This is a genomic window from Roseateles albus (genome assembly GCF_028595345.1).
GTDB lineage: Bacteria > Pseudomonadota > Gammaproteobacteria > Burkholderiales > Burkholderiaceae_C > Paucibacter_A > Paucibacter_A albus.
This window is the reverse complement of sequence record NZ_JAQQXT010000007.1, coordinates 16,025-37,122: the sequence shown is the minus strand read 5'-3', so window position 1 is coordinate 37,122 and position 21,098 is coordinate 16,025. Positions and strand designations below refer to the sequence as shown.

Annotated in this window: 21 protein-coding genes and 1 pseudogene; 14 read left to right on the top strand and 8 right to left on the bottom strand. The window is 62.5% G+C overall.

Annotated features, from left to right (window positions below; genetic code table 11):
• Positions 1–52 precede the first annotated feature (52 nt).
• Positions 53–346: a hypothetical protein gene (locus PRZ03_RS12405; protein ID WP_273600584.1), complete on the top strand. Its 294-nt coding sequence runs from the start codon at positions 53–55 to the stop codon at positions 344–346.
• Between the two features lie 464 nt (positions 347–810).
• Here PRZ03_RS12405 and PRZ03_RS12400 read toward each other — a convergent pair whose 3' ends face one another.
• From PRZ03_RS12400 to PRZ03_RS12390, 3 genes are all read right to left on the bottom strand, one after another.
• Positions 811–1,389, bottom strand: coding sequence for a hypothetical protein (locus PRZ03_RS12400; RefSeq protein WP_273600583.1), 579 nt, complete (start codon positions 1,387–1,389; stop codon positions 811–813).
• Between the two features lie 501 nt (positions 1,390–1,890).
• Positions 1,891–2,922 carry an extracellular catalytic domain type 2 short-chain-length polyhydroxyalkanoate depolymerase gene (locus PRZ03_RS12395; protein WP_273600582.1) on the bottom strand — a complete coding sequence of 344 codons (1,032 nt, stop codon included), beginning with the start codon at positions 2,920–2,922 and terminating at the stop codon, positions 1,891–1,893.
• Between the two features lie 136 nt (positions 2,923–3,058).
• Complete coding sequence (locus PRZ03_RS12390; protein WP_273600581.1) at positions 3,059–4,465, bottom strand: erythromycin esterase family protein; 1,407 nt, start codon at positions 4,463–4,465, stop codon at positions 3,059–3,061.
• Between the two features lie 308 nt (positions 4,466–4,773).
• On the opposite strand from PRZ03_RS12390, the gene PRZ03_RS12385 reads away from it, so the two are divergent.
• Both PRZ03_RS12385 and PRZ03_RS12380 read left to right on the top strand, forming a co-directional pair.
• Positions 4,774–5,757, top strand: coding sequence for a serine hydrolase domain-containing protein (locus tag PRZ03_RS12385; RefSeq protein ID WP_273600580.1), 984 nt, complete (start codon positions 4,774–4,776; stop codon positions 5,755–5,757).
• Between the two features lie 101 nt (positions 5,758–5,858).
• Positions 5,859–7,004, top strand: coding sequence for an alpha/beta hydrolase family protein (locus PRZ03_RS12380; RefSeq protein ID WP_273600579.1), 1,146 nt, complete (start codon positions 5,859–5,861; stop codon positions 7,002–7,004).
• Positions 7,005–7,021: 17 nt separating this feature from the next.
• Here the strand turns inward: PRZ03_RS12380 and PRZ03_RS12375 are convergent, their stop codons facing one another.
• Together PRZ03_RS12375 and PRZ03_RS12370 are read right to left on the bottom strand one after the other, a co-directional pair.
• A complete protein-coding gene (locus tag PRZ03_RS12375) occupies positions 7,022–8,050 on the bottom strand; it encodes a response regulator transcription factor (protein ID WP_273600800.1) in 1,029 nt (342 codons plus the stop codon).
• Positions 8,051–8,088: 38 nt separating this feature from the next.
• Positions 8,089–11,613: a hybrid sensor histidine kinase/response regulator gene (locus PRZ03_RS12370; protein WP_273600578.1), complete on the bottom strand. Its 3,525-nt coding sequence runs from the start codon at positions 11,611–11,613 to the stop codon at positions 8,089–8,091.
• An 85-nt stretch (positions 11,614–11,698) separates the two neighbouring features.
• On the opposite strand from PRZ03_RS12370, the gene PRZ03_RS12365 reads away from it, so the two are divergent.
• The 9 genes and pseudogenes from PRZ03_RS12365 to PRZ03_RS12325 all read left to right on the top strand — a co-directional run bounded on the left by PRZ03_RS12365 (position 11,699) and on the right by PRZ03_RS12325 (position 17,081).
• Positions 11,699–12,001, top strand: coding sequence for an urease subunit gamma (locus tag PRZ03_RS12365; protein WP_263571969.1), 303 nt, complete (start codon positions 11,699–11,701; stop codon positions 11,999–12,001).
• Between the two features lie 25 nt (positions 12,002–12,026).
• Positions 12,027–12,266, top strand: coding sequence for a hypothetical protein (locus PRZ03_RS12360; protein ID WP_273600576.1), 240 nt, complete (start codon positions 12,027–12,029; stop codon positions 12,264–12,266).
• Positions 12,263–12,568, top strand: a complete 306-nt coding sequence (locus PRZ03_RS12355; RefSeq protein ID WP_263532943.1) for an urease subunit beta — start codon at positions 12,263–12,265, stop codon at positions 12,566–12,568. The genes PRZ03_RS12360 and PRZ03_RS12355 overlap by 4 nt, the downstream gene beginning before the upstream one ends.
• Positions 12,568–14,286: an urease subunit alpha gene (ureC, locus tag PRZ03_RS12350; protein ID WP_273600574.1), complete on the top strand. Its 1,719-nt coding sequence runs from the start codon at positions 12,568–12,570 to the stop codon at positions 14,284–14,286. The genes PRZ03_RS12355 and ureC overlap by 1 nt, the downstream gene beginning before the upstream one ends.
• Before the next feature lie 29 nt (positions 14,287–14,315).
• Complete coding sequence (locus PRZ03_RS12345) at positions 14,316–14,807, top strand: GNAT family N-acetyltransferase (RefSeq protein ID WP_273600572.1); 492 nt, start codon at positions 14,316–14,318, stop codon at positions 14,805–14,807.
• A gap of 8 nt (positions 14,808–14,815) precedes the next feature.
• Positions 14,816–15,322: pseudogene (gene ureE, locus PRZ03_RS12340) on the top strand (urease accessory protein UreE); the annotation flags it as partial.
• A gap of 2 nt (positions 15,323–15,324) precedes the next feature.
• Positions 15,325–16,002 (top strand): urease accessory protein UreF, encoded by a 678-nt coding sequence (locus PRZ03_RS12335; RefSeq protein ID WP_263532319.1) that lies wholly within the window; start codon positions 15,325–15,327, stop codon positions 16,000–16,002.
• Positions 15,999–16,643: an urease accessory protein UreG gene (ureG, locus tag PRZ03_RS12330; RefSeq protein ID WP_273600571.1), complete on the top strand. Its 645-nt coding sequence runs from the start codon at positions 15,999–16,001 to the stop codon at positions 16,641–16,643. The genes PRZ03_RS12335 and ureG overlap by 4 nt, the downstream gene beginning before the upstream one ends.
• A gap of 183 nt (positions 16,644–16,826) precedes the next feature.
• Entirely contained in the window at positions 16,827–17,081 is a 255-nt protein-coding gene (locus tag PRZ03_RS12325) for a hypothetical protein (protein ID WP_338109609.1), read from the top strand.
• 49 nt (positions 17,082–17,130) lie between these two features.
• Here PRZ03_RS12325 and PRZ03_RS12320 read toward each other — a convergent pair whose 3' ends face one another.
• Positions 17,131–18,063, bottom strand: a complete 933-nt coding sequence (locus PRZ03_RS12320; protein ID WP_338109608.1) for a LysR family transcriptional regulator — start codon at positions 18,061–18,063, stop codon at positions 17,131–17,133.
• A 165-nt stretch (positions 18,064–18,228) separates the two neighbouring features.
• Between PRZ03_RS12320 and PRZ03_RS12315 the strand changes: the two genes are divergently transcribed.
• Positions 18,229–18,609, top strand: coding sequence for a DUF4148 domain-containing protein (locus PRZ03_RS12315; RefSeq protein ID WP_273600570.1), 381 nt, complete (start codon positions 18,229–18,231; stop codon positions 18,607–18,609).
• An 85-nt stretch (positions 18,610–18,694) separates the two neighbouring features.
• On the opposite strand, the gene PRZ03_RS12310 is transcribed toward PRZ03_RS12315, so the two are convergent.
• Positions 18,695–19,423, bottom strand: coding sequence for a PEP-CTERM sorting domain-containing protein (locus PRZ03_RS12310; protein ID WP_273600569.1), 729 nt, complete (start codon positions 19,421–19,423; stop codon positions 18,695–18,697).
• Between the two features lie 11 nt (positions 19,424–19,434).
• Entirely contained in the window at positions 19,435–19,938 is a 504-nt protein-coding gene (locus PRZ03_RS12305) for a hypothetical protein (protein WP_273600568.1), read from the bottom strand.
• A 433-nt stretch (positions 19,939–20,371) separates the two neighbouring features.
• Here PRZ03_RS12305 and PRZ03_RS12300 point away from each other — a divergent pair, with 433 nt between their 5' ends.
• A complete protein-coding gene (locus PRZ03_RS12300; RefSeq protein WP_273600567.1) occupies positions 20,372–21,085 on the top strand; it encodes a PEP-CTERM sorting domain-containing protein in 714 nt (237 codons plus the stop codon).
• The last annotated feature ends 13 nt before the right edge of the window (positions 21,086–21,098 follow it).

The following is a 21,098-nucleotide window of genomic DNA, read 5'->3' as shown; positions in this document are numbered from 1 at the left end:
GCCAGCCCCAGCTTGCTAACTAGCTAGCTATCTACATACGAGGAGACTTGTCATGCCGAAAGAGAAAGCTGCCGCGCTGCCGCCGCCCCTTGATCGCCTTGTCGTGATCGACGGACAAGATCGTTTGACGGTGGGCAAGGACTTGAGTATTCAGGTCGGCAAGAAGCTGCGCATTGAGGCGGGCGATTCGCTGGAACTGGTTGTTGGAAAGGCGAGCTTGGTGATGAAGAAGGACGGCAGCATCGTCATCAAGGGGCGCAGGCTCAGCTTCGAGGCCAGTGAGGCCGTGGATGTCAAGGCTAGTGGCGACGTGGTGCTTAAGGGCGGGAAGATTGCGGAGAACTGATGCTCCGGTCCAGCCAGGCTCGGTTTTCGGGGCTGGCTTCGTGTGTATTGCTCATTCAGCACGATGCCGGGTGTTCGCCCCGGCGGGCGACCCTCTTTCTTGTGCGCACAAGAAAGAGGGCAAAGAAAGCGCCCCTGCCGCATGGCCCTGCGGGTCCGCTCAGTGCTCAAATTTGCCGGGCCGCGCCCAACTCACTGCGCTACGCTCCGTTCAGACAGGGGGCGCGAAGTCAGTCCTTGAAGTCGCTGCGCGACGCCCGCCAAATTCTGCGCTCCTCGCCCATGCAGAAGGGGAATTCCAAAGAACACGGCTCGCTGCGCGTCGCCTCGAAGGGTGCTGCGCTGCGCGCCGGCACCTCACAAGTCGATAGCTTGAGGGTCAGGTCTTGACACTAATTTTGAAGGCCGACCTCGAACCCAGCGCTTTAGATATGTGGCCTTGCAGCTAAAGGCAAGGCCATAAAGCTATTCGGCTCTTGGGCGAGAAGTAAGTTCATGGTTTGGCGGAGCAATATTGAGCGGAAGGTAGAAGCCATTTACAAGTAGTGTTGGCACCCCGCGAAAAGCTATCGCGAGCAGGCGGGCCTCTCCGCTGTGGCGTTCGAAGGATGCGGTAGTGTGTGCAAGTCCTTTGTTTGCTGAATGGAAAATTAGTGCTAACGCTGCTTCTGCCTCAAGCTGTTCGCCGGGATAGGCGGCAAGGGCTTTTGTTTTTGTGAGCATCGATAGGCCGGCAAAGTTCTCGACGCCACAGTCATCCTGGTTAGTGCGCCTTGAGCGCTCAGCTATACCTGTGGAAGATGCCTTTGAAGACTTAAGACCCAGGAATTCAAGAATTGCTCGGCAATGAATAATGGCTGACTCTATTGCTGGGTTTGTGAAGCCAGTGGCCCTGCCATCGATGACCAGTTTGCCATTGAAGTACACCTCCATTGAAGGCGCGACATCCCACGACATTTGATGCCGTAGTGCCATATGTCCTATGGAAATTGCTCCCATTCTGTAGGCCAACAAAGCAAGGAGATTAACGTCGGGAGTGCTCATGTGAGTTGCCAAAGTTTGCGTTCAACTGGCGAAGTATGGCTATTTAACAAAAGGCCGGGGTCAGGTCTTGAATCAGAAGGCAAGACCTGACCCTCAAGCCATCGCTTGCGCGGTGCGTGCGCGCAGCGCAGCACCCATCGAGGCGACGCGCAGCGAGCCGAGTTCTTGTGAATTCCCCTTCTGCATGGGCGAGGCGCGCAGAATTTGTCGGGCGTCGCGCAGCGACCTCAAGAACTGGCTTCGCGCCCCTTGTCTGAACGGAGCGTAGCGCAGTGAGTTGGGCGCGGCCCGGCAAATTTGAGCACCGAGCGGACCCGCAGGGCCATGCGGCAGGGTCGCCTTCTCTTGCCTCCTTCTCTTGGCGAGACAAGAGAAGGAGGTCGGCCGCCGGGACGAACTCCCGGCATCGTGCGGGGCCAGCAATTGAGCCGAAGGCCGCGCATTCTTTCTGCCAGATAGCTGAGGTCTTGAATATGGCCTTCAAACTTAAGCCCCACAGCGTCAAGGCGCCGAGATCAATCGATCCACCATGCTCTTCACCGCATGCAACTGCGCCCCACCCCGCACCTGAAAATTCAACCCCGAGTAGCCCCACCAATCCCAACACCCCTTGGGGTTCAGCGGCAACTCCGTGGCCACCACCTGCGGATAGAGCACGATGACCTGATTGGCATCGGCCCAGCGGTTGTAGCCGACCTTGCTGTAGACATCGCTGCCGACCGCCGCCGCACCCTGCTCACAGCCATGAAACACCACATGCACCGCGCAATGGCTGGATTTGTCGGCAGCACAGGCTTTGGGCAGGTAATAAAAGCCCACCTTGTCCAGCCCCGTGTCGGCCGCAGCGAACTCACGCTGATCAAACGGCCGCACCGTGGACGACAGCGTCAACACGGCCGGCTTGAGCGGCCCATAGATTTGACTGAGGATGGCCTTGGCCTGGTCATAGGGCGAGCCCTTCACCTTGCATTGGGCGATGTAGGGCGACTCGGTGACCTTGCAGGCGTTGCCGAAATCCGGCGAAATGAAAGCATGGCCCGAGGGCAAAGTGCTGACAAACGTCAGATTCTTCTTGGCGACGCCGCCGGCGGTGTAGAAGTCTTTGGTGGCCTTCACCACGCTGGGGTGCACCACGGTGTCATGCTTGCCCCCGTAGACATAGACCTTGAACTTGCTGATGGCAGCGACCGGGTCAATCTGCCCGAATGAGGCAAAGTCCTGGGCGGCCTCCCATGAGAGCCCGCCCGACGGCGCCCCGCTCATGCAAGTCAGAATCCCGCCCAAGTTCACATAGGCACAGTTGTAAGGCCCACCGGCGACGACCCCGACGCCCATCACGCTGGCCGAATAAGCGGTGCTGTACTGCACCGCCATGAAGGCCCCGGAGGACAAACCCGAGATTGAGGTGCGGTCGGCCGCAGCCTGTACCGCCGGCAGGCTGTCGGCCGCCCAGGCCGAATGCAGGCCGGCCAACAGCGTGAGGACGCCGACGCTGAGCCCAGTCCGGGCCAAGTTGTTGATGACGATGCGCATGAAGATCCCCCCCAAGCAAATGCTGCAACGCAGCATAGATGAGCGAGGGTCTGTGCGATATCCCTAGAGCCGACACCGGAACTGCTGCCGCTCTCAGCCGGCCCCAAGCAAGACACCACAAGCAGGTGTCTTGAGCTCAGGGGTTGTAGCGCGGGATGCTGGTGTGATCAATGATGATCACTGCGTTGTAGTTGGCCGCCAAGACATCCACATGATTGATGGTGCCCCAGGATCTGAATTGAATCGGGCGATGTTGCCAGTCGTCGCCGCTGGATGCCTGATTGCTGGCCTCGATAGGCAAATAGGCTGCCGCCAAGTTCAGGCTGTAGGCCAGCTCTTCCAGGGAGCCGCGTCCCGGTTCGTTCACCTGCACCGCTTGCTTGCTGCGGACGTCCGTCACGTTTTGGCCGCGCAGCATGAAGAGCCCAATCGTGAAGAGCTGTTCGCCCCAGCGTTGTTTCAGCTGCGCTCCCATCGGGGCAATGGAGGGGTAATAGTCGGTGTGGGTGGCGATGTGCGCGTTATGGGCCCAGACCATGATCTTGGCGTTTGGATATGCGCGCTCGGCCAGTCCCGTCAACGCATCGGCCATGCCTCTTTCACGACTCGCTTGGTTGCCAGGGCTTTTGCCGCTCTCGAAATCGTAGTTGTAGCGATCCTGCATGGCCTTGAGCGCCAGGATGGCCATCTCAAAATCGACCCGGCGCTTGGCACTGGCCTTGGCGGACCCGCGCTGCAGCAAGTCCACAATCGGAGCCGCATGCCCCGTGATCGAGTCCTTGCGCCCGCTATTGGCGGCCAGATCGGCCAGGATCTTCTTCAAGGCCTCGAGCACCAGGCCGTGGGAGTTGGCGTCCACCTCGTCCGTCAATCCCGTGAACCAAGGCAGCATGACGTTTTCGCGATCCAAGGCGCTGGAGCTTTGGATGTCAAAGCCAGCAAGCTGTAATGGCCGCGCACTGCTGTGGGTCGATTTGATGTAACGAAACAGCTCGTTCAGCTCCTCGGTGTCCCAGATCCCGAACAGGCAGCCTCGTGTCATCTGTGCGGGCGTCTTGATTGACGTGGCCATATCGGCGTTGAACAGATGGCAGGCCAGCAGGGACGATTCGAAGGCCAAGACGTCATAGCCCAGTTGTTCGTGCATGAACTTGATCAGCCTCACCTTCATCAAGTTGAACTCGCGCGCGCCGTGCGAACTTTCGCCCAATTGGACGATGCGTCGATTGGCCAATTCGGCGCTCAAAAATGCCAGATCGGAGAAGTCGGTATCCACCACCAGCGAGCGCAAAGGGCGCCGGGTCGCTTGCAACCACTTCGCCTCCTCTGCGCTGGGCGCTTGCACCGATGCCGGCGGAGGCGGTGGCAGCAGCTCGGCGTCGGTCAGCAGGCGGTTGACCGTCAGGTCCGGGTAGCTCGCTTGAGGAACTGGCGTTGAGGTGGCTGGCTCTTGCGTGGCGCTGCCAGGCTCTTGCGAGCCGCCACCGCAGGCCGTTAGCACGGCGCAGAAGAGCCCTGTCAGAATAAGTCGAACGAAGCGCATAAGTCATGATCTCCACGGTTCAATGAACGTAAATTGATGACCCGTGGACAAGGGGCAAGCAAGTATCGCCGGCCCCTCGCTGGCGATGTATTCGGCAATACCCGAGCCGCGGCTGCGGCTGTGGCTGTGGCTGCGTTGCCCAAGGCACGGGCCTTGGCGCGGAATGACGTAGGGTCATGGCTTGGCGCAAGCCAGAGTTTGCATCCCTGAGTTGGCTCAAAGGCATTTGCAAAGGCATAGGATGCATCACGACGAATAAATAGCCAGCCACCTCCTCGGCCTCTATGCAAGTTCATTCACCTGTCTCAGTGCAAATAGACGATTATCTAGATCGCAGCTATCCCAGCCACCGCCCTGGCGCCGCCGTCCTGCTTGCGCAAAACGGCCGCATCATTCACCGCGCGGCTTACGGTTCGGCAGACATGGCCGCACAGTCGCCACTTGCGGTCAAGGACATGTTTCGGATTGGCTCATTGACCAAACAGTTCACGGCCGCCGCAATCATGTGCTTGCACGAGCGCAAGCTGCTTGATGTGCGAGAGCGCTTGCATCACTACTTGCCTGCCTACCCTGCGCATGGTCAGAACATCTGTTTGGAGCATTTGCTCCAGCACACGTCGGGCATACGCTGTTTCACCGACAGTGCCGGTTTCGATCAACTTGAAGCGAGCGATCTGTCCCAGCGGCAAGTCTTGGATCTGTTTCAGCATGAAGCACTGATGTTTGCGCCCGGAGCCCAATTTTCATACAGCAACTCGGGCTACTTTCTGTTGGGGCTCGTGATTGAAAAAGTCTCCGGTCGCGCATTGGCCCATTTTTTCCAAGAGGAGTTCTTTGCGCCTCTTGGTATGCACGCCACGGCACTCGAGGGCCATGCTGGCATTTGGCCCATACAGGGTTACACCGAGGACCCCGATCTTCAAGCCGCGCCGCCCATCAGCATGGCCACCCCGTTCGCAGCAGGTGCCCTGGTCTCGACAGTGGACGATTTGTTTCGATGGGAGCAGCAGGTCGGCCGAGCAGGTGTTCTGTCCGTCGAGAGCTGGCAACGCATGTGGCAGCCTAGCCCGCTGCCGGGCGGAGCAAGTTCGGGTTACGGCTATGGCTTTGAGACTCGCAGCATCGATGGTCTGGCCGTGGTCGATCACGACGGCGGCATCAGCGGTTTCAGTGCCTACAGCGCACGCACCTTGGACAAATCTCTTTTTGTCTGTGTGCTGAGCAATAACGATTCGGGCGAGCCTTCAACCATTGAAGTCGGTGAGCAATTGATTCGCATACTGGCGCGGTGAAATCGAGGCTCGGGGGCTTTAGATTTGAACATCAGGCCCGAGTTTGCCCTTGTCCCTCTTCGGTCCACTGAACGCTTACCAAGCTGAACCTTTCTTTCTCGATGACTCGAACTATTCGTCGCAATTTGTGGCTGAGCCTGGCAGCGCTGGCTGTCGGCCTGATCGGGCTGGTCGGCATGATCTTGCTGGTGTTGGAACCGCATGAACTCAAGGCCGAGCAGGCGCTTGAGCTGAGCTTCAAGCATGGCGCCAACACCTTGACTGGCACGCTGCTGCTGCCGAGCGGACCGGGCCCGCATCCGGTCGTGTCCTTTGTGCATGGCGACGGAGCGCAGACGCGCGGGCTGGACCAGTACGCCCTGGTGATGAATGCTTTTCTCAAGGCGGGCATCGCCTGCTATAGCTGGGACAAGCTGGGTACGGGGCAGTCAGTAGGCCCGCATCAAAGCAGTTGGCTTGAGCAGACCATGCGGGACCGCGCCGACGAGGCCGCTGCCGCGATGGCGATGCTGGCGCAGCGGCCGGAGCTGGACGCCAAGGGCTCGGGCTTGATTGCCTTCTCGCAAGGTGCTTGGGTCTTGGCCGAATTTGCACAGGGCGCCAAAATGGATGCTGAGCCCGCCTTCTTGATCACGGTCGGCGGCGCGCTGGATTGGCCCAGCCAGGGCGAGTACTTCACCCGCATGCGGCTGCAGCGCGCAGGTGTAGACGAGGCACAGGCGGTGCAGCGTGTCATCAGCTGGCAAGGCGCTGCCCCTCAGCCTGATGTGGCAATCAGCCACGCCGACTATGTGCGCGCGCTGCAGTCCTATGCGAGAGCATCCCCCGCGCCACGAGGGGCGAGCGCTGAGCCCCTTTCGGCACAGCGCTACCGATTTGTGGCGCTGAATCGAAGCGCGGATGTGAGTTCGGGGCTGTTGCAGACGCAGTCGCCATTCTTGGCGGTCTGGGGCAAAGAGGACTTGAATGTCGATGCTGCCGCCAGCGCGCGGCGTTATGCGGAGCTGCTCAACGCCGGCCCGATCGACCAAGCGCTGCACTTGATCGAGGCGCAACACCATGCTGTCAAGGTGTTTGAAGGCGGCGATCACAAGCTCTTGAACCCGGCCCACTATGCGGCGCAGCTGCCGCAGGAGTGGACCTGGGGCATGAGCGCGCGCTATCTGTGGCAAGCCGAGGAGGCCTTTTCGCCCGGCTATTTGGAACTATTGCCAGCCTGGACCTTGGCCCAGTTGCGCAGACGCTAAATAAAGAGTCTGCCGGGCTACAGCTCCCAATGTGGATGCAAGGCCCGAATCCGATTCAAAGCCATCGCGGCAGCCGAAGTCCGCGTCTCGACTCCTAACTTCGAAAACACCCGCTCCAGGTGCTTCTTGACGGTCGCCGGGCTGGCGCCCAGGATGTCGGCGATATCGCGGTTGATCTTGCCCTTGACGACCCAGTACAGCACCTCGGCCTCGCGGGCGGTGAGCTTGAAGTTCAGGCCCATCGATTCAATGATTGCCAGGTCCGACACCTCGCGCATCACGATCAGCCAATCGCTGCTTTCGCCGTCGCCGAGGTCTTCCGGCTCAGCGGCGCCAATCTGCTGATGCAGCGCAAAACTCAGGCGGCGCGCACCCAGTTCGGCATAAAAGCGCGGCGGCTCGATCTGCTGTTCGCGTGCCGCCGGCACATGGCGACGCAGCCAGTCCAGCACCGGCGCAGGCGCAAACACCGGAGAGAACTGGCCACTCGCGCCGAAATAGGCGGCGAGCAGCTCCCGCGCCAGCGGCGTCTGCCACATCAGCCGGCCGTCGCTGACGCGCACCGTGATGCTGGCGTAGCCAAAAGCGTCGAGCGCTCGGCGGGTCTGCACGGCGCCCTGCGCCTGGCGCGCGCCGCGCAAATGCACCTGCATGCGCGCCAGCACTTCCTTGGGCTTGATCGGCTTGGTCACGTAGTCGACGCCGCCGGCGTCCAGCGCTGCGACCAGATGCTCGGTCTCGGTCAAGCCGGTCATGAAGACGATCGGGATATGCGCCGTGGCGGTGGCGGCCTTCAGGCGCCGCGCCACTTCGAAGCCGTCCATGCCGGGCATCATCGCGTCCAGCAAGATGATGTCGGGCAAGGCCTGGGTGGCGCGTTGCAGCGCGGACTCGCCATTGGTGGCGACCAGCACGGTGTAGCCGCTTTCGTCCAAGGCGTCATGCAGCATGGCGACGTTGTCCGGCACGTCGTCGACGATCAGCACCAGGTCGCCACGCTGACGTTCCAGCCAGTCGGGCGCCTTGCTGATATTGGCAGGTGCCATGCTTTGCTTGGGGGTGATGATGAAGGTGGTGTTGTTGTTCATGCAGGGATCTCCGGCCCCAAGATGGCTGTGATCGCTTCGAATTGGTATTGGCGCGCCAGGCCGCGCAAGCTCTCCACCCAGGCGGCGCTGGCGGCACTTGCGGGCAAGGCGCCGGCGATCAGGTCCAGCTGTGCCTGCACGCCGCGGTAGTAGCCCAGGGTCAAGGCTTCGCGCAGCGGCGTCAGCAGCTCGGGGTCAAGTTCCAAGGGCAGCTGGCTGGTGTTGATACGCGCCCGCGCTGGCGGCGCCTCCTCAGTCTCCGCCCTCGTGTCCAGCCACTGCAACTGAAGCCTGCGCCCCAGCCAGTCCAGCAGCTCGGCGTGGCGCACCGGCTTGGTGATGAAGTCTCCGGGCGTGATGCCAAAAGCCGCGTTGTCCTGGCCTTTCTCAAACGCATTGGCGGAGACGACGGCGATATGGAGCTCGGCGGGCGTGAGCAAGCGCAGGCGGCGAATCGTTTCCCAGCCGTCTATGCCGGGCATGGCCAGATCCATCAAGACCGCGTCGGGCCGCAAGCCGCCGCTAGCGACCAAGTCCAGCGCATCATGGCCGCTGGCGGCGCTGCGCAAATCAAAGCCCAGCGGCTGCAAGAGCTCGCTCAGCAATTGGCGGTCGGCCGCTTCGTTGTCGACGATCAGGATCAGCCGGCGTGGCCCGGCATAGCCGCGCCGTGGCGCTGCAGTTCTGAGCCGCTCTAACTGATGGGGAGGCGCCAAAGCGGGCAAGAACAGCTTGACCCTGAACACCGAGCCCTGGCCGACTTCGCTGCTGGCGCTCAACTCGCCACCCATCAACTCGGTCAGCATCTTGGCGATGGTCAGGCCCAAACCAGCGCCAGGTGCGGCGTCGGTGGCGCGCGTGCTGCCGCGCGTGAAGGGCTCAAAAATGCGGCCCAAGGCCTCGCTGCTGAGACCGGGGCCGCTGTCCTCGATCTCGAACAAGGCGATCTCGCGCGCATGGCGCACCCGCAGCACGACCTGACCCTCGGGCGTGAACTTCAAGGCATTGCCGAGCAGATTGATCAGGATTTGGCGCAGGCGCTTTTCATCCGCTCGCACGCTGCTGGGCAGCTCGCCGATCACCTCGAAGCGAAAGATGAGACCTTTGGAGGCGGCTTGCAGCTCGAACATTTCGGCCAGCTCATGCATGGCGTCCTCGAACTGCATCGCGGCCGGTTCCAGCGACAACTTGCCGGCCTCGATGCGGGCCAGATCCAGCGTGCCGTCAATCAGCTGCAGCAGGTGCTCACCGCTGCGCTTGATCACCTGCACCGCTTGGCGGCGGCGCGGCGGCAACTCGGCGTCTTCGGCCATCAGCTGCGCATAGCCGAGGATGCTGTTCAGCGGCGTGCGCAACTCGTGGCTGATGGCGCTGACATAGCGGCTCTTGGCCTGGTTGGCTTGCTCGGCGCTCAGCTGCGCCTGCTCGGCCGCTTGCTTTGCCCTTTGCAAGGCTTCGTCGGTGCGGGCGTGCGAGGCAATCTCCAGCATCAGCGCCTGGGTCTGGCGATTCGACTCCTCTTGCGCGACTTCGCGGCTCTGGTGCGCCAGCACCAGCCACCAGGCCGCGATGCCGACGCCAAGGCCCAGCAGCAGATAGGCTTTTACAAAGCCGTTGCGCAGGCTTTGCGCGGCTTCTGGCGCGGCCCCCATCAAACCTCGCAGCTCCTGGTGATAGAGCAGGCCGAACAGCGCGGCCAGCAAGGGCATCAGCACCGCCATCAAGAGCAGAAAGTGGCCCAGGCCCGTGTCCAGCCAGGGCCAGGTCTTGCGCGGCAAGATCTTGTGTAGCGCCGCCCGCCATTGCGCGGAGAGCTTGGCCTGCGGCTTGCAAAGGTCACCGCAGCGCGCGTCCAGCGTGCAGCAGAGTGAGCAGATCGGGCCTTGGTAGGCGGGGCAATGGGCCATGTCGGGGCCTTCATAGTGGCGCTCGCAGATGACGCAGCAGCGGGTTTCCAGGCGCCCGTATTTGCCCTGCTCTTGATGATCAGGCCGGCGCGCCAGGTAATAGCGCCCGCCGGTGGCCCAGGCAATCAAGGGCGCGCTGACAAAGGCTGTGGCCATCGCGATCACGGCCGAGAAGGCTTGTGCCAGCTCGCCCATCAGGCCCAGATGCGCGCCCACCGAGAGCAGCGAAGCCAGCGCCATCGCGCCGACGCCGACCGGGTTGATGTCATACAGATGCGCCCGCTTGAACTCGATGCCCGGCGGCGACAGGCCCAGCGGCTTGTTGATCACCAGATCGGCCACCACGGCCATGATCCAGGCAATCGCCACATTGGCATACAGACCCAGCACTTGGCCCAGCGCCTCGAACACATTCATCTCCATCAACATGAAGGCGATCAAGGTGTTGAACACCACCCAGACCACGCGGCCGGGGTGGCTGTGAGTCAGTCGGGAAAAAAAGTTACTCCAGGCGAGCGAGCCGGCATAGGCATTGGTGACATTGATCTTCAGCTGCGAGATCACCACGAACAGCGCGGTGGCCGCGACCGCCCAGCCGTAGCGCGGGAACACATATTCATAAGCGGCCAGATACATCTGATTCGGGTCGACTGCGCGCTCGGGCGGCACCATATGCTGCAGCGCTAGCCAGGCCAGGAGCGCGCCACCCAGCATCTTGGCGACACCCAGCAGCACCCAGCCCGGCCCACCTATCAGCACGGCGGCCCACCAGCGGCGCTTGTCGGCGGGGCTGGCCTTGTCAGGCAAAGCCGGCATAAAGCGCAGATAGTCGGCTTGCTCGCCCATTTGCGTGATCAAGGCGATGCCCACCGTCAGCGCAGCACCAAAGTGGACCAAGCCAAACCCGGAATCGTGCGATTGCGAGCCAGCATGGTGCACAACGCCCGCAAACGCAGCAGGGTCCTTGATCAGCACCACCGCGAAGGGCAGCAGCAGCATGAACAGCCACAGCGGCTGGGTGATCAATTGCAGGCGGCTGATGGCCGACACGCCATGCGTGACCAGGGGGATCACCACCAGCGCGCAGATCAGATAGCCCCAGCGCGGCGGGATGTCCAGCGCCAGGTCCAGCGCATAGGCCATCACGGCGGCTTCGAGCGCGAAGAAGATGAAGGTGAAGGACGCGTAGATCAGCGAGGTGAAGGTGGAGCCGATATAGCCAAAGCCGGCCCCTCGGGTCAAGAGGTCCATATCGACGCCGTAGCGGGCCGCATAGATGCTGATGGGCAGGCCTGCCAGGAAGATGATCAGGCCTGTGGCCAGGATGGCCCAGAAGGCATTGGCCCAGCCGTACTGCACCAGCAAAGTGGCCCCCACCGCTTCCAGAATCAGAAAAGCGGCGGCGCCAAAAGCGGTGTTGGCGACGCGGAAGTTGGACCAGCGCCGAAAGCGCTGCGGCGTGTAGCGCAGCGCATAGTCCTCCAGCGTTTCGCTCGCCACCCAGGCGTTGTAGTCGCGCCGCACCTTGATCACGCGCTGCGGGGCGGCCGCAAGTCTGAGGCTTGCGGCGTTGGCGGTGCTGGCGTTGGAGGGGATGGTGGGCTGGCTATGCATTGAGGCATAGCCGTGCAGTTTCCGTGCCTGAGCAGGGCGGCACGGGCCTTGCTTAGAAAGCGGTATCGCACAGACTAGGCTGATCATGGAACTCACACCCAGGGAGAAGGACAAGCTCCTGATCTTCACCGCCGCCTTGCTGGCCGAGCGCCGCCTGGCGCGTGGGCTCAAGCTCAACTATCCGGAAAGCGTGGCCTTCATCAGCGCTGCAGTGATGGAGGGCGCCCGCGACGGCAAAACCGTCGCCCAGCTGATGAGCGAGGGCCGCAATGTGCTCACTCGCGCCGATGTGATGGACGGCATCGCCGAGATGATTGCCGATATCCAGGTCGAGGCGACCTTTCCCGATGGCACCAAGCTGGTGACCGTGCATCAACCGATCGTGTAACTAGATTCGACCCAGGCAAGCTCATATGAAACATCTGCTCACCCTCATCTTCATGCCCATCCTCATGCTCGCGGCCCCGCTCTTGGCGCAGGCGCACAGCGTCGACGTTCCGCACAGCCATGGACACTTAGGCCTGCACTTCGGGCAGCTCTTCAGCGACTTGCTGCAGGCACTGAGCAACCTGGATCATTGGCTGGTCTTGCTGTGCTTTGGCTTGGCGCTAGGCTTGGGCTTGCGGCGCTGGATTCGCGCGAGGCGCGCATGACGCCGGGCGAGCTGTTCACCCCTCCCGGTGAACATCAGCTCAACCCCGGCCGGCGCACGCTCAGCCTGGTGGTGCAAAACGCCGGCGACCGGCCCATCCAGGTCGGCTCGCACTATCACTTTGCCGAGACCAATGCGGCGCTGAGCTTCGACCGCGCCGCCGCGCGCGGCATGCGTTTGAACATCGCCTCCGGCCTGGCCGTGCGCTTCGAGCCGGGCCAGCAGCGCACGGTCGAGCTGGTCGATCTGGCCGGCGAGCGCATCGTCTATGGCTTTCGCGGCCTGATCCAGGGAGCTTTGTGATGGCGACGATTGGACGGCGTGCTTATGCCGAAATGTATGGCCCGACCGTCGGTGATCGGCTGCGCCTGGCCGACACCGACCTGATCATCGAGGTCGAGCAAGACCTGACCCTGCGCGCGGGCGGCTATGGAGAGGAAGTTAAGTTCGGCGGCGGCAAGACCATACGCGACGGCATGGCGCAGTCGCAGCGCGGCCGCGACCAAGGTGCTGTCGACACGGTGATGACGAACGCGCTGATCCTCGATCACTGGGGCATCGTCAAGGCCGACATCGGCCTCAAAAACGGCCGCATCGCAGCCATCGGCAAGGCCGGCAACCCCGACACCCAACCGGGCGTGGACATCATCATCGGCCCAGGCACCGAGATCATTGCCTGCGAGGGCATGATCGTCACCGCCGGCGCCGTCGACACGCATATCCACTTCATCTGCCCGCAGCAGATCGAGGAAGCGCTGGCCAGCGGCGTCACCACCATGTTGGGCGGCGGCACAGGGCCGGCCACCGGCACTTTTGCCACCACCTGCACGCCGGGCGCCTGGCATATCGAGCGCATGCTGCAGGCGGCCGATGCGTTTCCAATGAACTTGGGCTTTATGGGCAAGGGCAATGCCAGTCTGCCGCTGGCCCTGCATGAGCAAATTGAGGCCGGCGCCATTGGCCTCAAGCTGCATGAAGACTGGGGCACGACGCCGGCGGCGATCGACAACTGCTTGAACGTGGCCGAGGCCACCGACACGCAAGTCGCCATCCACACCGACACGCTCAATGAGAGCGGCTTTGTCGAAGACACGGTGGCGGCGTTCAAGGGCCGCACCATCCACACCTTCCACACCGAGGGGGCCGGTGGTGGCCATGCGCCGGATATTCTGAAGGTGGTGGGCGAAGCGAATGTGCTGCCGTCCTCGACCAACCCGACAAGGCCCTACACGATCAACACGCTGGACGAGCATGTCGATATGTTGATGGTCTGCCATCACCTCGACCCCTCGATTGCCGAAGACCTGGCCTTTGCCGAGAGCCGCATCCGCCGCGAAACGATTGCGGCCGAAGACATCTTGCATGACCTGGGTGCGATCAGCATGTTCAGCTCCGATTCGCAGGCGATGGGCCGGGTCGGCGAGGTCATCATCCGCTGCTGGCAGACGGCGCACAAGATGAAGCAGCAGCGCGGCGCTTTGCCCGGGGATGGGCCGCAAAACGATAACGCGCGAGTGAAACGTTATGTCGCCAAGCTGGCGATCAATCCGGCCATCGCGCATGGCATCAGCCATGAGGTCGGCAGCATCGAGGTCGGCAAATGGGCCGATCTGGTGATTTGGAAACCGGCCTTTTTCGGCGTCAAGCCCAGCTTCATCCTGAAGGGCGGCAGCATCGCGATGGCGGCGATGGGTGACCCCAGCGCGTCGATCCCGACGCCGCAGCCGGTGCACTACCGGCCGATGTTTGGCGCCTATGGCGGGGCTCTGGCTCGTGGCTCTTTGACTTTTGTGTCGCAGGCCGCGCTGGCTGCCGGGGTGGGTCAGCGCTATGGCTTGAACAAGACGCTGGCGGCGGTGAAAAAAATTCGCGGCATCGGCAAGCGCGACATGATTCATAACGACTATCTGCCGCGCATGGAAGTCGATGCGCAAACCTACGCGGTGCGCGCCGATGGCCTGCTCTTGACCTGCGAGCCGGCGACCTCCTTGCCGATGGCGCAGCGTTATTTTCTGTTCTGACCTCAGTGACTGTTTCTTCTTTTTTTCCTATGTCTATCCTTGCTCCCGAACTTTTGATCCGTCTCGACGATTTGAGCGATCCGCGCATCGCCGCTTTTCTTGAAGAACATATGCAGGATATGCGTGCGGCCTCGCCGCCGGAAAGCGTGCATGCGCTCGACTTGGCGGCGCTGCGCAAGCCCGGCATCAGCTTCTGGTCGGCTTGGTTTTTGGACGAGTCAGGTGCTGAGACCCTGGTCGGCACGGCGGCGTTGAAGCGGCTGAATGACAATCATGCCGAGCTGAAGTCCATGCGCACCGCCGCTGCCCTGCGCGGCCGTGGGCTGGCGCGTGCCATGCTCGCTCATGTGCTGAGCCAAGCGCGCCTGCAAGGTTTCAGCCGCCTGAGCCTGGAGACCGGTACGCAGGACTTTTTTGCGCCGGCGCGTGGCCTGTATCAGCGCGAGGGCTTTCTGCCCTGCGCACCGTTTGGCAGTTATGGTGAAGATCCTTACAGCTTCTTCATGAGCATTGAGTTGTGAGCGCCGCGATGCTGCAAGTCTCAAAGTTGCTGCCGCAGGGCCAGGGCTTGGCGCCCGTGCTGCTCAAGCGCGCCGCCGAGCTGGTGCTGGACTGGGATGCGCGCCAGAAAAGTCGCATCCAGGCGACGGACAGCTCGGGGCGTGAGCTGGGTATCTTTTTGCCACGCGGTACGCAGCTGCGCGGCGGTGATGTGCTGGTGGCCGAAGACGGCAGCCTCATTCGCGTGCTTGCGGCGCCGCAAGCGCTCTTGCGCATCAGCGCCTGCAGCAGCCATGGCTCGCCTTTCGATCTGACCCGCGCGGCCTACCATCTGGGCAATCGTCATGTGCCGATTGAGCTGCGGCCCGACTATTTGCAGATCGAACCCGACCACGTGCTGGCCGCCATGTTGCGCGCCCAGCATCTGACGGTCACCGAAGTGGACGCGCCCTTCGAGCCTGAAGGTGGGGCTTATGGAGCTGGACATGGGGCCGGGCATGGGCACTCGCATGCCCACGGCCACGGCCATAGCCACACATGAGCGCGCTGCTGCAATTGATCTGGCTGGCCTCGCCCGCGCTGCCGATTGGTGGTTTTTCTTATTCCGAGGGCCTGGAGTCGGCGATCGAGCATGGCCTGGTGCGCGACGAAGCTTCGGCCGCCGAATGGCTGTCGCAGCAATTGGCGCTGACGCAAACGCGCGGCGACTTGGCCCTGGCTGCGCGCGCGCTGCCGGCCTGGCGCGAAGGCGATCTGCCCGCCTTGAAGGTACTGAATGACTGGGTGCTGCAGACCCGCGAGACGGCCGAAATGCGCCTGCAGACCGAGCAAATGGGGCGCTCACTCTTGGACTGGCTGCGCAATCACCACACCGCCAGCCCCGCGCAGATCGCGCAATGCCAGGCCCTGGGTCAGCCGACCTATCCGCTGGTGATGGCCTTGGCGCTCGCTGGCAGCGGCGCGGCGCTGGCCGATGGTTTGCTGGCCTATGCCTTTGGCTGGGCCGAGAACATGGTGGGTGCTGCGATCAAGTCGGTGCCGCTGGGCCAGAGCGCCGGTCAGCGCATGCTGGCCCGCTTGGCGGCCGAGATCCCCGCCGCCGTGGCGCAGGCGATGGCCTTGGCCGAGCGTGATCAGCGCCAGGCTTTTTCTCCGATGCTCGCGATCTTGTCGGCGCGGCATGAAACCCAATACTCACGGCTATTCCGCTCATGAACACTGCACTGCACCAAATCCCCCTTCGCACCAAGAATCTGCCGCCGCTGCGGGTCGGCATCGGCGGCCCGGTCGGCTCGGGCAAGACCACCTTGCTGGAGATGCTTTGCAAGGCCATGCGCGAGCGCTGGGACCTGATCGCCATCACCAACGACATCTACACCAAGGAAGACCAACGCCTGCTGACCGTCAGCGGCGCGCTGCCGGCCGAGCGCATCCTGGGCGTGGAGACCGGCGGCTGCCCGCATACGGCCATCCGCGAAGACTGCTCGATCAACCTCGAAGCGATTGATCGCATGCTGGCCGAGTTCCCAGATGCCGATGTGGTCTTCATCGAATCCGGCGGCGACAACCTGGCCGCCACCTTCAGCCCCGAGCTGAGTGATCTAACGATTTATGTGATCGACGTCGCCGCCGGTGAAAAGATTCCGCGCAAGGGCGGCCCCGGCATCACCAAGAGCGATCTGTTCGTCATCAACAAGACCGATCTGGCGCCCTATGTAGGCGCCAATCTGGACGTGATGGAGGCCGACACCCAGCGCATGCGCGCAGGCAAGCCCTATGTGATGACGAACCTGAAGACGCAGGCCGGCGTGGCCGAGGTGGTGGACTTCATCGAGAGGCGCGGCATGCTGGTTTGAGGCGGCCGAGCTGAGGAAAAGTGCAAGCCCATTGAGAGTTAGTTGGATTGCGCTGTGCCGGCGGCGAATGCTGCTGACGAGCTGGTTCGACAGCATAGAGTTCGGAAATGCCGGAATGGTTGCCTCTTACGGCGAGCCAGTCTTCCTCGATTTGTGGCTTGCCCTTGGCCTCAAGGGCTTTGAGTGCAAGAAAGCGCCGAAAATAGCGGAATCAACAACGAGGTTTCTGTGAATCAATTCGCTGCTCATGCCGAACTCATCGCCACCTTCCGACGGGCAGAGGCAGACGCGGCCCATAAGTTCGGATTGATCAAAGCCTTGTCCAATAAAGGCCCCAAGGCCATTCAGGCGGCCGTAGAAACCGCGGCAAAGGCTGCGAAGCGCAGGGATGCGTATGCAAAGAAGCTGGATGAGCTCGGGGTAGTGCTCAAAGATTAAGAGCTATCAGGGCGCACACAGCAAGCTGCGCCTCGGCCTTGATCCCCGGCTACATGACCCCCGCGACGCGGCTGCGTTGCACCAAATAGTCCAGAAACACACGCGTGCGTTGCGGCAGGAATTTGCGGCTGGGCATGGCCGCATACACCGTCATCTGGCCGGACACCCAGCCCTTGAGCACATGCACCAACTCTCCCCGCATCAGGTGCGGCGCGACCAGGGCCAGTGCCACCGAGATGATGCCGGCGCCGTCCAGTGCGGCGCGCAGCAAGGTGTCGCTGTGGTTGACCCACAGCATGGGCTGCACGGCCACCTCCACGGCCGTGCTTTCGTCGCCCTGCTGCCACAGGCGCCAGGTGCGTGAACGCTCTTCGGCAAAGCGCAGCCGCATGGTCTCGTGTGCCATCAGTTCCTGCGGCGCCATGGGGCTGCCCCTCTGCAGCAAGTACTCCGGCGAGGCGACGAAGATCGCCTCCGACTCCATCACCTTGCGCGCAATCACATGGGCATCAAACGGCACTTGGGTGGCCAGCAAGGTGATGTCGAAATCCTCGATCGGTGGGTTGGGGGAGCCGTCCACCAGCAGATCCACGGCGATCTTGGGATAGAGCTGCCGAAAGCCCGGCATCAGGGGCGCCACGATATGGCTGGCCAGCGTCGGTGCTGCGTGCACGCGCAAGACGCCCTCCAGTTGCTGCGTTTGCAGGCTGGCTGCGGTGTCGGCCTCGTCGATGTCTTGCAAGATGTGGCGGACGCGACTCAGGTAGACCTGACCGGCTTCGGTCAAGGCAAGGCGCCGGGTGCTGCGCTGCAGCAGCCGCGTCCCCAGGTGGGCCTCCAGATCGGCCACCAGCCGCGTGACCACGGATGCCGACAGGTCCAGCAGCCGCGCTGCGGCCGCAAAACCACCTTCGTCAACCACACGCTGAAACACCCGCATCGACAGCAGCCGGTCCATGAATCGCCCCTTCCATTGCGTCATTGCAAGGCTTGATTGTTGCAGTTTTAGCAACGATACATGTCTGCCCAGGCTATTTTTCTTCGCTGGTAGAAATTTTAAAGTTCAGTCCATCGAAGCGGCACACAAGACAAATGTTGTCGAGTGAGCAGCAGCTTCATTCACCACCTGTTGAAGAAGGACCCCGTCATGAACCGTAGTTTCCTCAGCGCCATCGCACTTGCCCTCGCTACCCTCACCACTGGCGCCGTGTTTGCGGCTGACGATGTGGCCGAGAACAACGGCCCGCGTACCCGCGAGCAAGTGCGCGCCGAGTTGGCCGAAGCCATCCGCACCGGCGACATCGTCGGCAACGGCTTGACCGGCCAGAAGCTCAACGAGCTGTACCCAAACCGCTACCCGAAGCAGCCCGCCGCTGCAGTCAAGACACGTGAGCAGGTGCGGGCCGAACTTGACGAAGCGATCCGTAAGGGCGACATCGTCGGCAACGGCGTGTCGGGTCAAAAGCTCAAGGAGCAGTTCCCCGACCGCTACTCGAACCAGGCGATTGCGCAAGGCAAGTCGCGTTAAGAGCCAGGTGCAGCGTAGCGCCGGGCCGCGCGCAATTCGACTTCACGTCTCAATGCAGGCCCAGAGCCCCGGCGCATGCGTCGCTTCAGCGTGTACTGCTGCGGCGGCGGTGAAGCAGGCTGGCCAGAATCGCCACGCCGCCGAGCAGCAGCAGCCCGCTACCGGGTTCAGGCACCGCTGCCGTGGTGTCCGCCAGCAAGCGCGGGCCTAGGGACAAGCCGCTTTCGGCGGCATAGATGCTGCCGTAGGTATCGCGCGAGCCGTTCAGCACAAAGGTGCTGAAGCTACGACCGGCGTGCAAATCGGCCTGCACCGCGCTCGCCACGTCGAATTGCTTGAGCATCGCGCCCTCGGGGGTGTAGCTGCTCCACACCGACCAGCCTCCCGAACCCCCGCTGACGATGGCGCCAAGCCCATCGGCGACCACATCGCCGGTCAGGCTGCGGGCGCCGGTGTCCAGCCAAGAGATGGCCACCGAGCCGTAGTAATACCCGGTGCCGAAATTGCCGACGGTGTTGAGTTGCAACTGTGCGCCGAGTAAGTCGCCGCCTTGCAGCGCGGTGATCGGGATCTCGATGATGCCTACGGTGTAGTCATTGCCATAGGGCGGGGCCATTTGCAGGCCCACACCAAGTTCGGTGCCGCCTACGGTGTAGCCATAGGGGCCGAACTTCGAATTCCAGGCATAGACGGCATCGCCAGCCAAGGGTGCGTTCAGCGTCACGCTGTTGGCCGCCCAGGCAGCACCCTGGAGCATCAAACAGGCGGTGAGGGTGCTCAGGCACAAGAGTGGGCTTCGTGTCGATAAGTTCATGAGGTTCTCCTTCAACTTGTCCTTGCGGACATTGGGAAGTGGCAGTGCAAACCAGCTTTGCCGGGATGCCAGCCACTGAAGCTAGTCCTTAGCCGAGCAGCTTGCGTCGGCCGGCCACAAAGACGCCCAGACCCGCCGCCATCGGGTTCCAGGAAAGAGATCGAGTGCGAATGCATGGGTTCGTGGGCCTCACCGTGCGGGCCGTCGAGATGCTGATACCAGGTATTCACCGTCCAAGTCGAGCCGACTTCAGTGGTGGTGATGGTCGCGTTCCAGCTCTTGCCAAAATAGGTTTCAGTCCCGCCCGCGCTGTCCCAGCCCCAATTGATGACCAGCGTGGTGATGGTGTCCACCGGGCTTGGTGTGATCCATACATTCGCCTGCGCATTGCAAGCCATGCCCAGCGCCATTGCTGCGCAAGCCGCCACAAAACACTTCCTTGAACGCTTCAAGGGCGGCGGCTTCTGAATAAATCGCTTGCCGTCAAAACTCAATTTTTTGATGCTGAAAGTCATGTTCTTCCCCAATATCTAAATTGATCCTCGAGCCAGGAATTCGGTCCTCTTGTTGATGACCAAAGCTCACCGTGATGCTCGATACAGCAGTTGAAGTGGTCTGTGCGTTTGCGAACATGGGCGATTCCATCTGCGGCCGGCGCATGCATGCAGCCTTGCCGCCCATCCCATCCCAGCCCAGCCCAGCCCAGCCCCGCCCGGCATGCCTGTGCCAGTGCCTGCGCCATTAGCGTCCTGTTTGACCCAGCGCAAATTCAGTCGCCGCCCTGCGTGCGGCATCGCACAGAACGGCCAATTGCGGCTGCATAGCATCGATTCCAGCGAGTGCCCAAAGCCGCAGAACGCGCAGAGCGCAGCGGCAAGCAGCCGTCGCTGACCGGCGCGTCGCCCGCGACCGCAGACCCCGCCACTTCAAAAACCACAGGAGCTTCATATGTCCTTCTCGACCCTGACCCCCCGCACTTTTGTGCGCCACTTGGCGCTCGCTGCGGCACTGACCTGCGGCGGCATCGCCGTTGCCGGCACCACCGTTGTCGCGCCCTCTGACTGGGGCGCCCTGCAACTCGTCGCCGGGGCCAATGACCCGGGCAACTTGTTGTTCTACCCGTTCCTGGTGACGGCCGACCAGCCGCTGTCGATCAGCGTCACCTTCGTGCCTTCGGCCTATACGCCGGGCCGGTTTGATCCCGGCTTCATCTCGCCCGGCTGGTTCTACGTGACCCGGGCGTGCTCGCCCTGCGGCATGGAAGGCAATGTGATCTTCGACATGGCCAAGCATTACAACGAAGTCTTCAAGCCCAGCGACACCATGATTCTGATCGGCGACGGTGGGCGTGCAGCCACCGAGTCCGGCGACTATGTGCCCGGCGCCACGTACACCACCACGATGGTCTGGAACCGCGCCGCCAGCACGATCAATATCACGGTTAGCGGCGGGGGCAGCAGCTTCAGCAGCACGGTGGCATCGGCTGGCGACGCCATCAGCGGCTTGGTCTTCCACGGGCCCAACGCGCCGGAGATGGGCTACTCGACTTTCGGGGACGTCACCGTCGCCGTGCCCGAGCCGTCGGCCTGGCTGATGCTGAGCCTTGGGCTTGGCTGCATCGGCTGGCTGGCAAACCGCCGCAGGCAGCGCCGCCTGGGTTGAGACACAAGCGCAC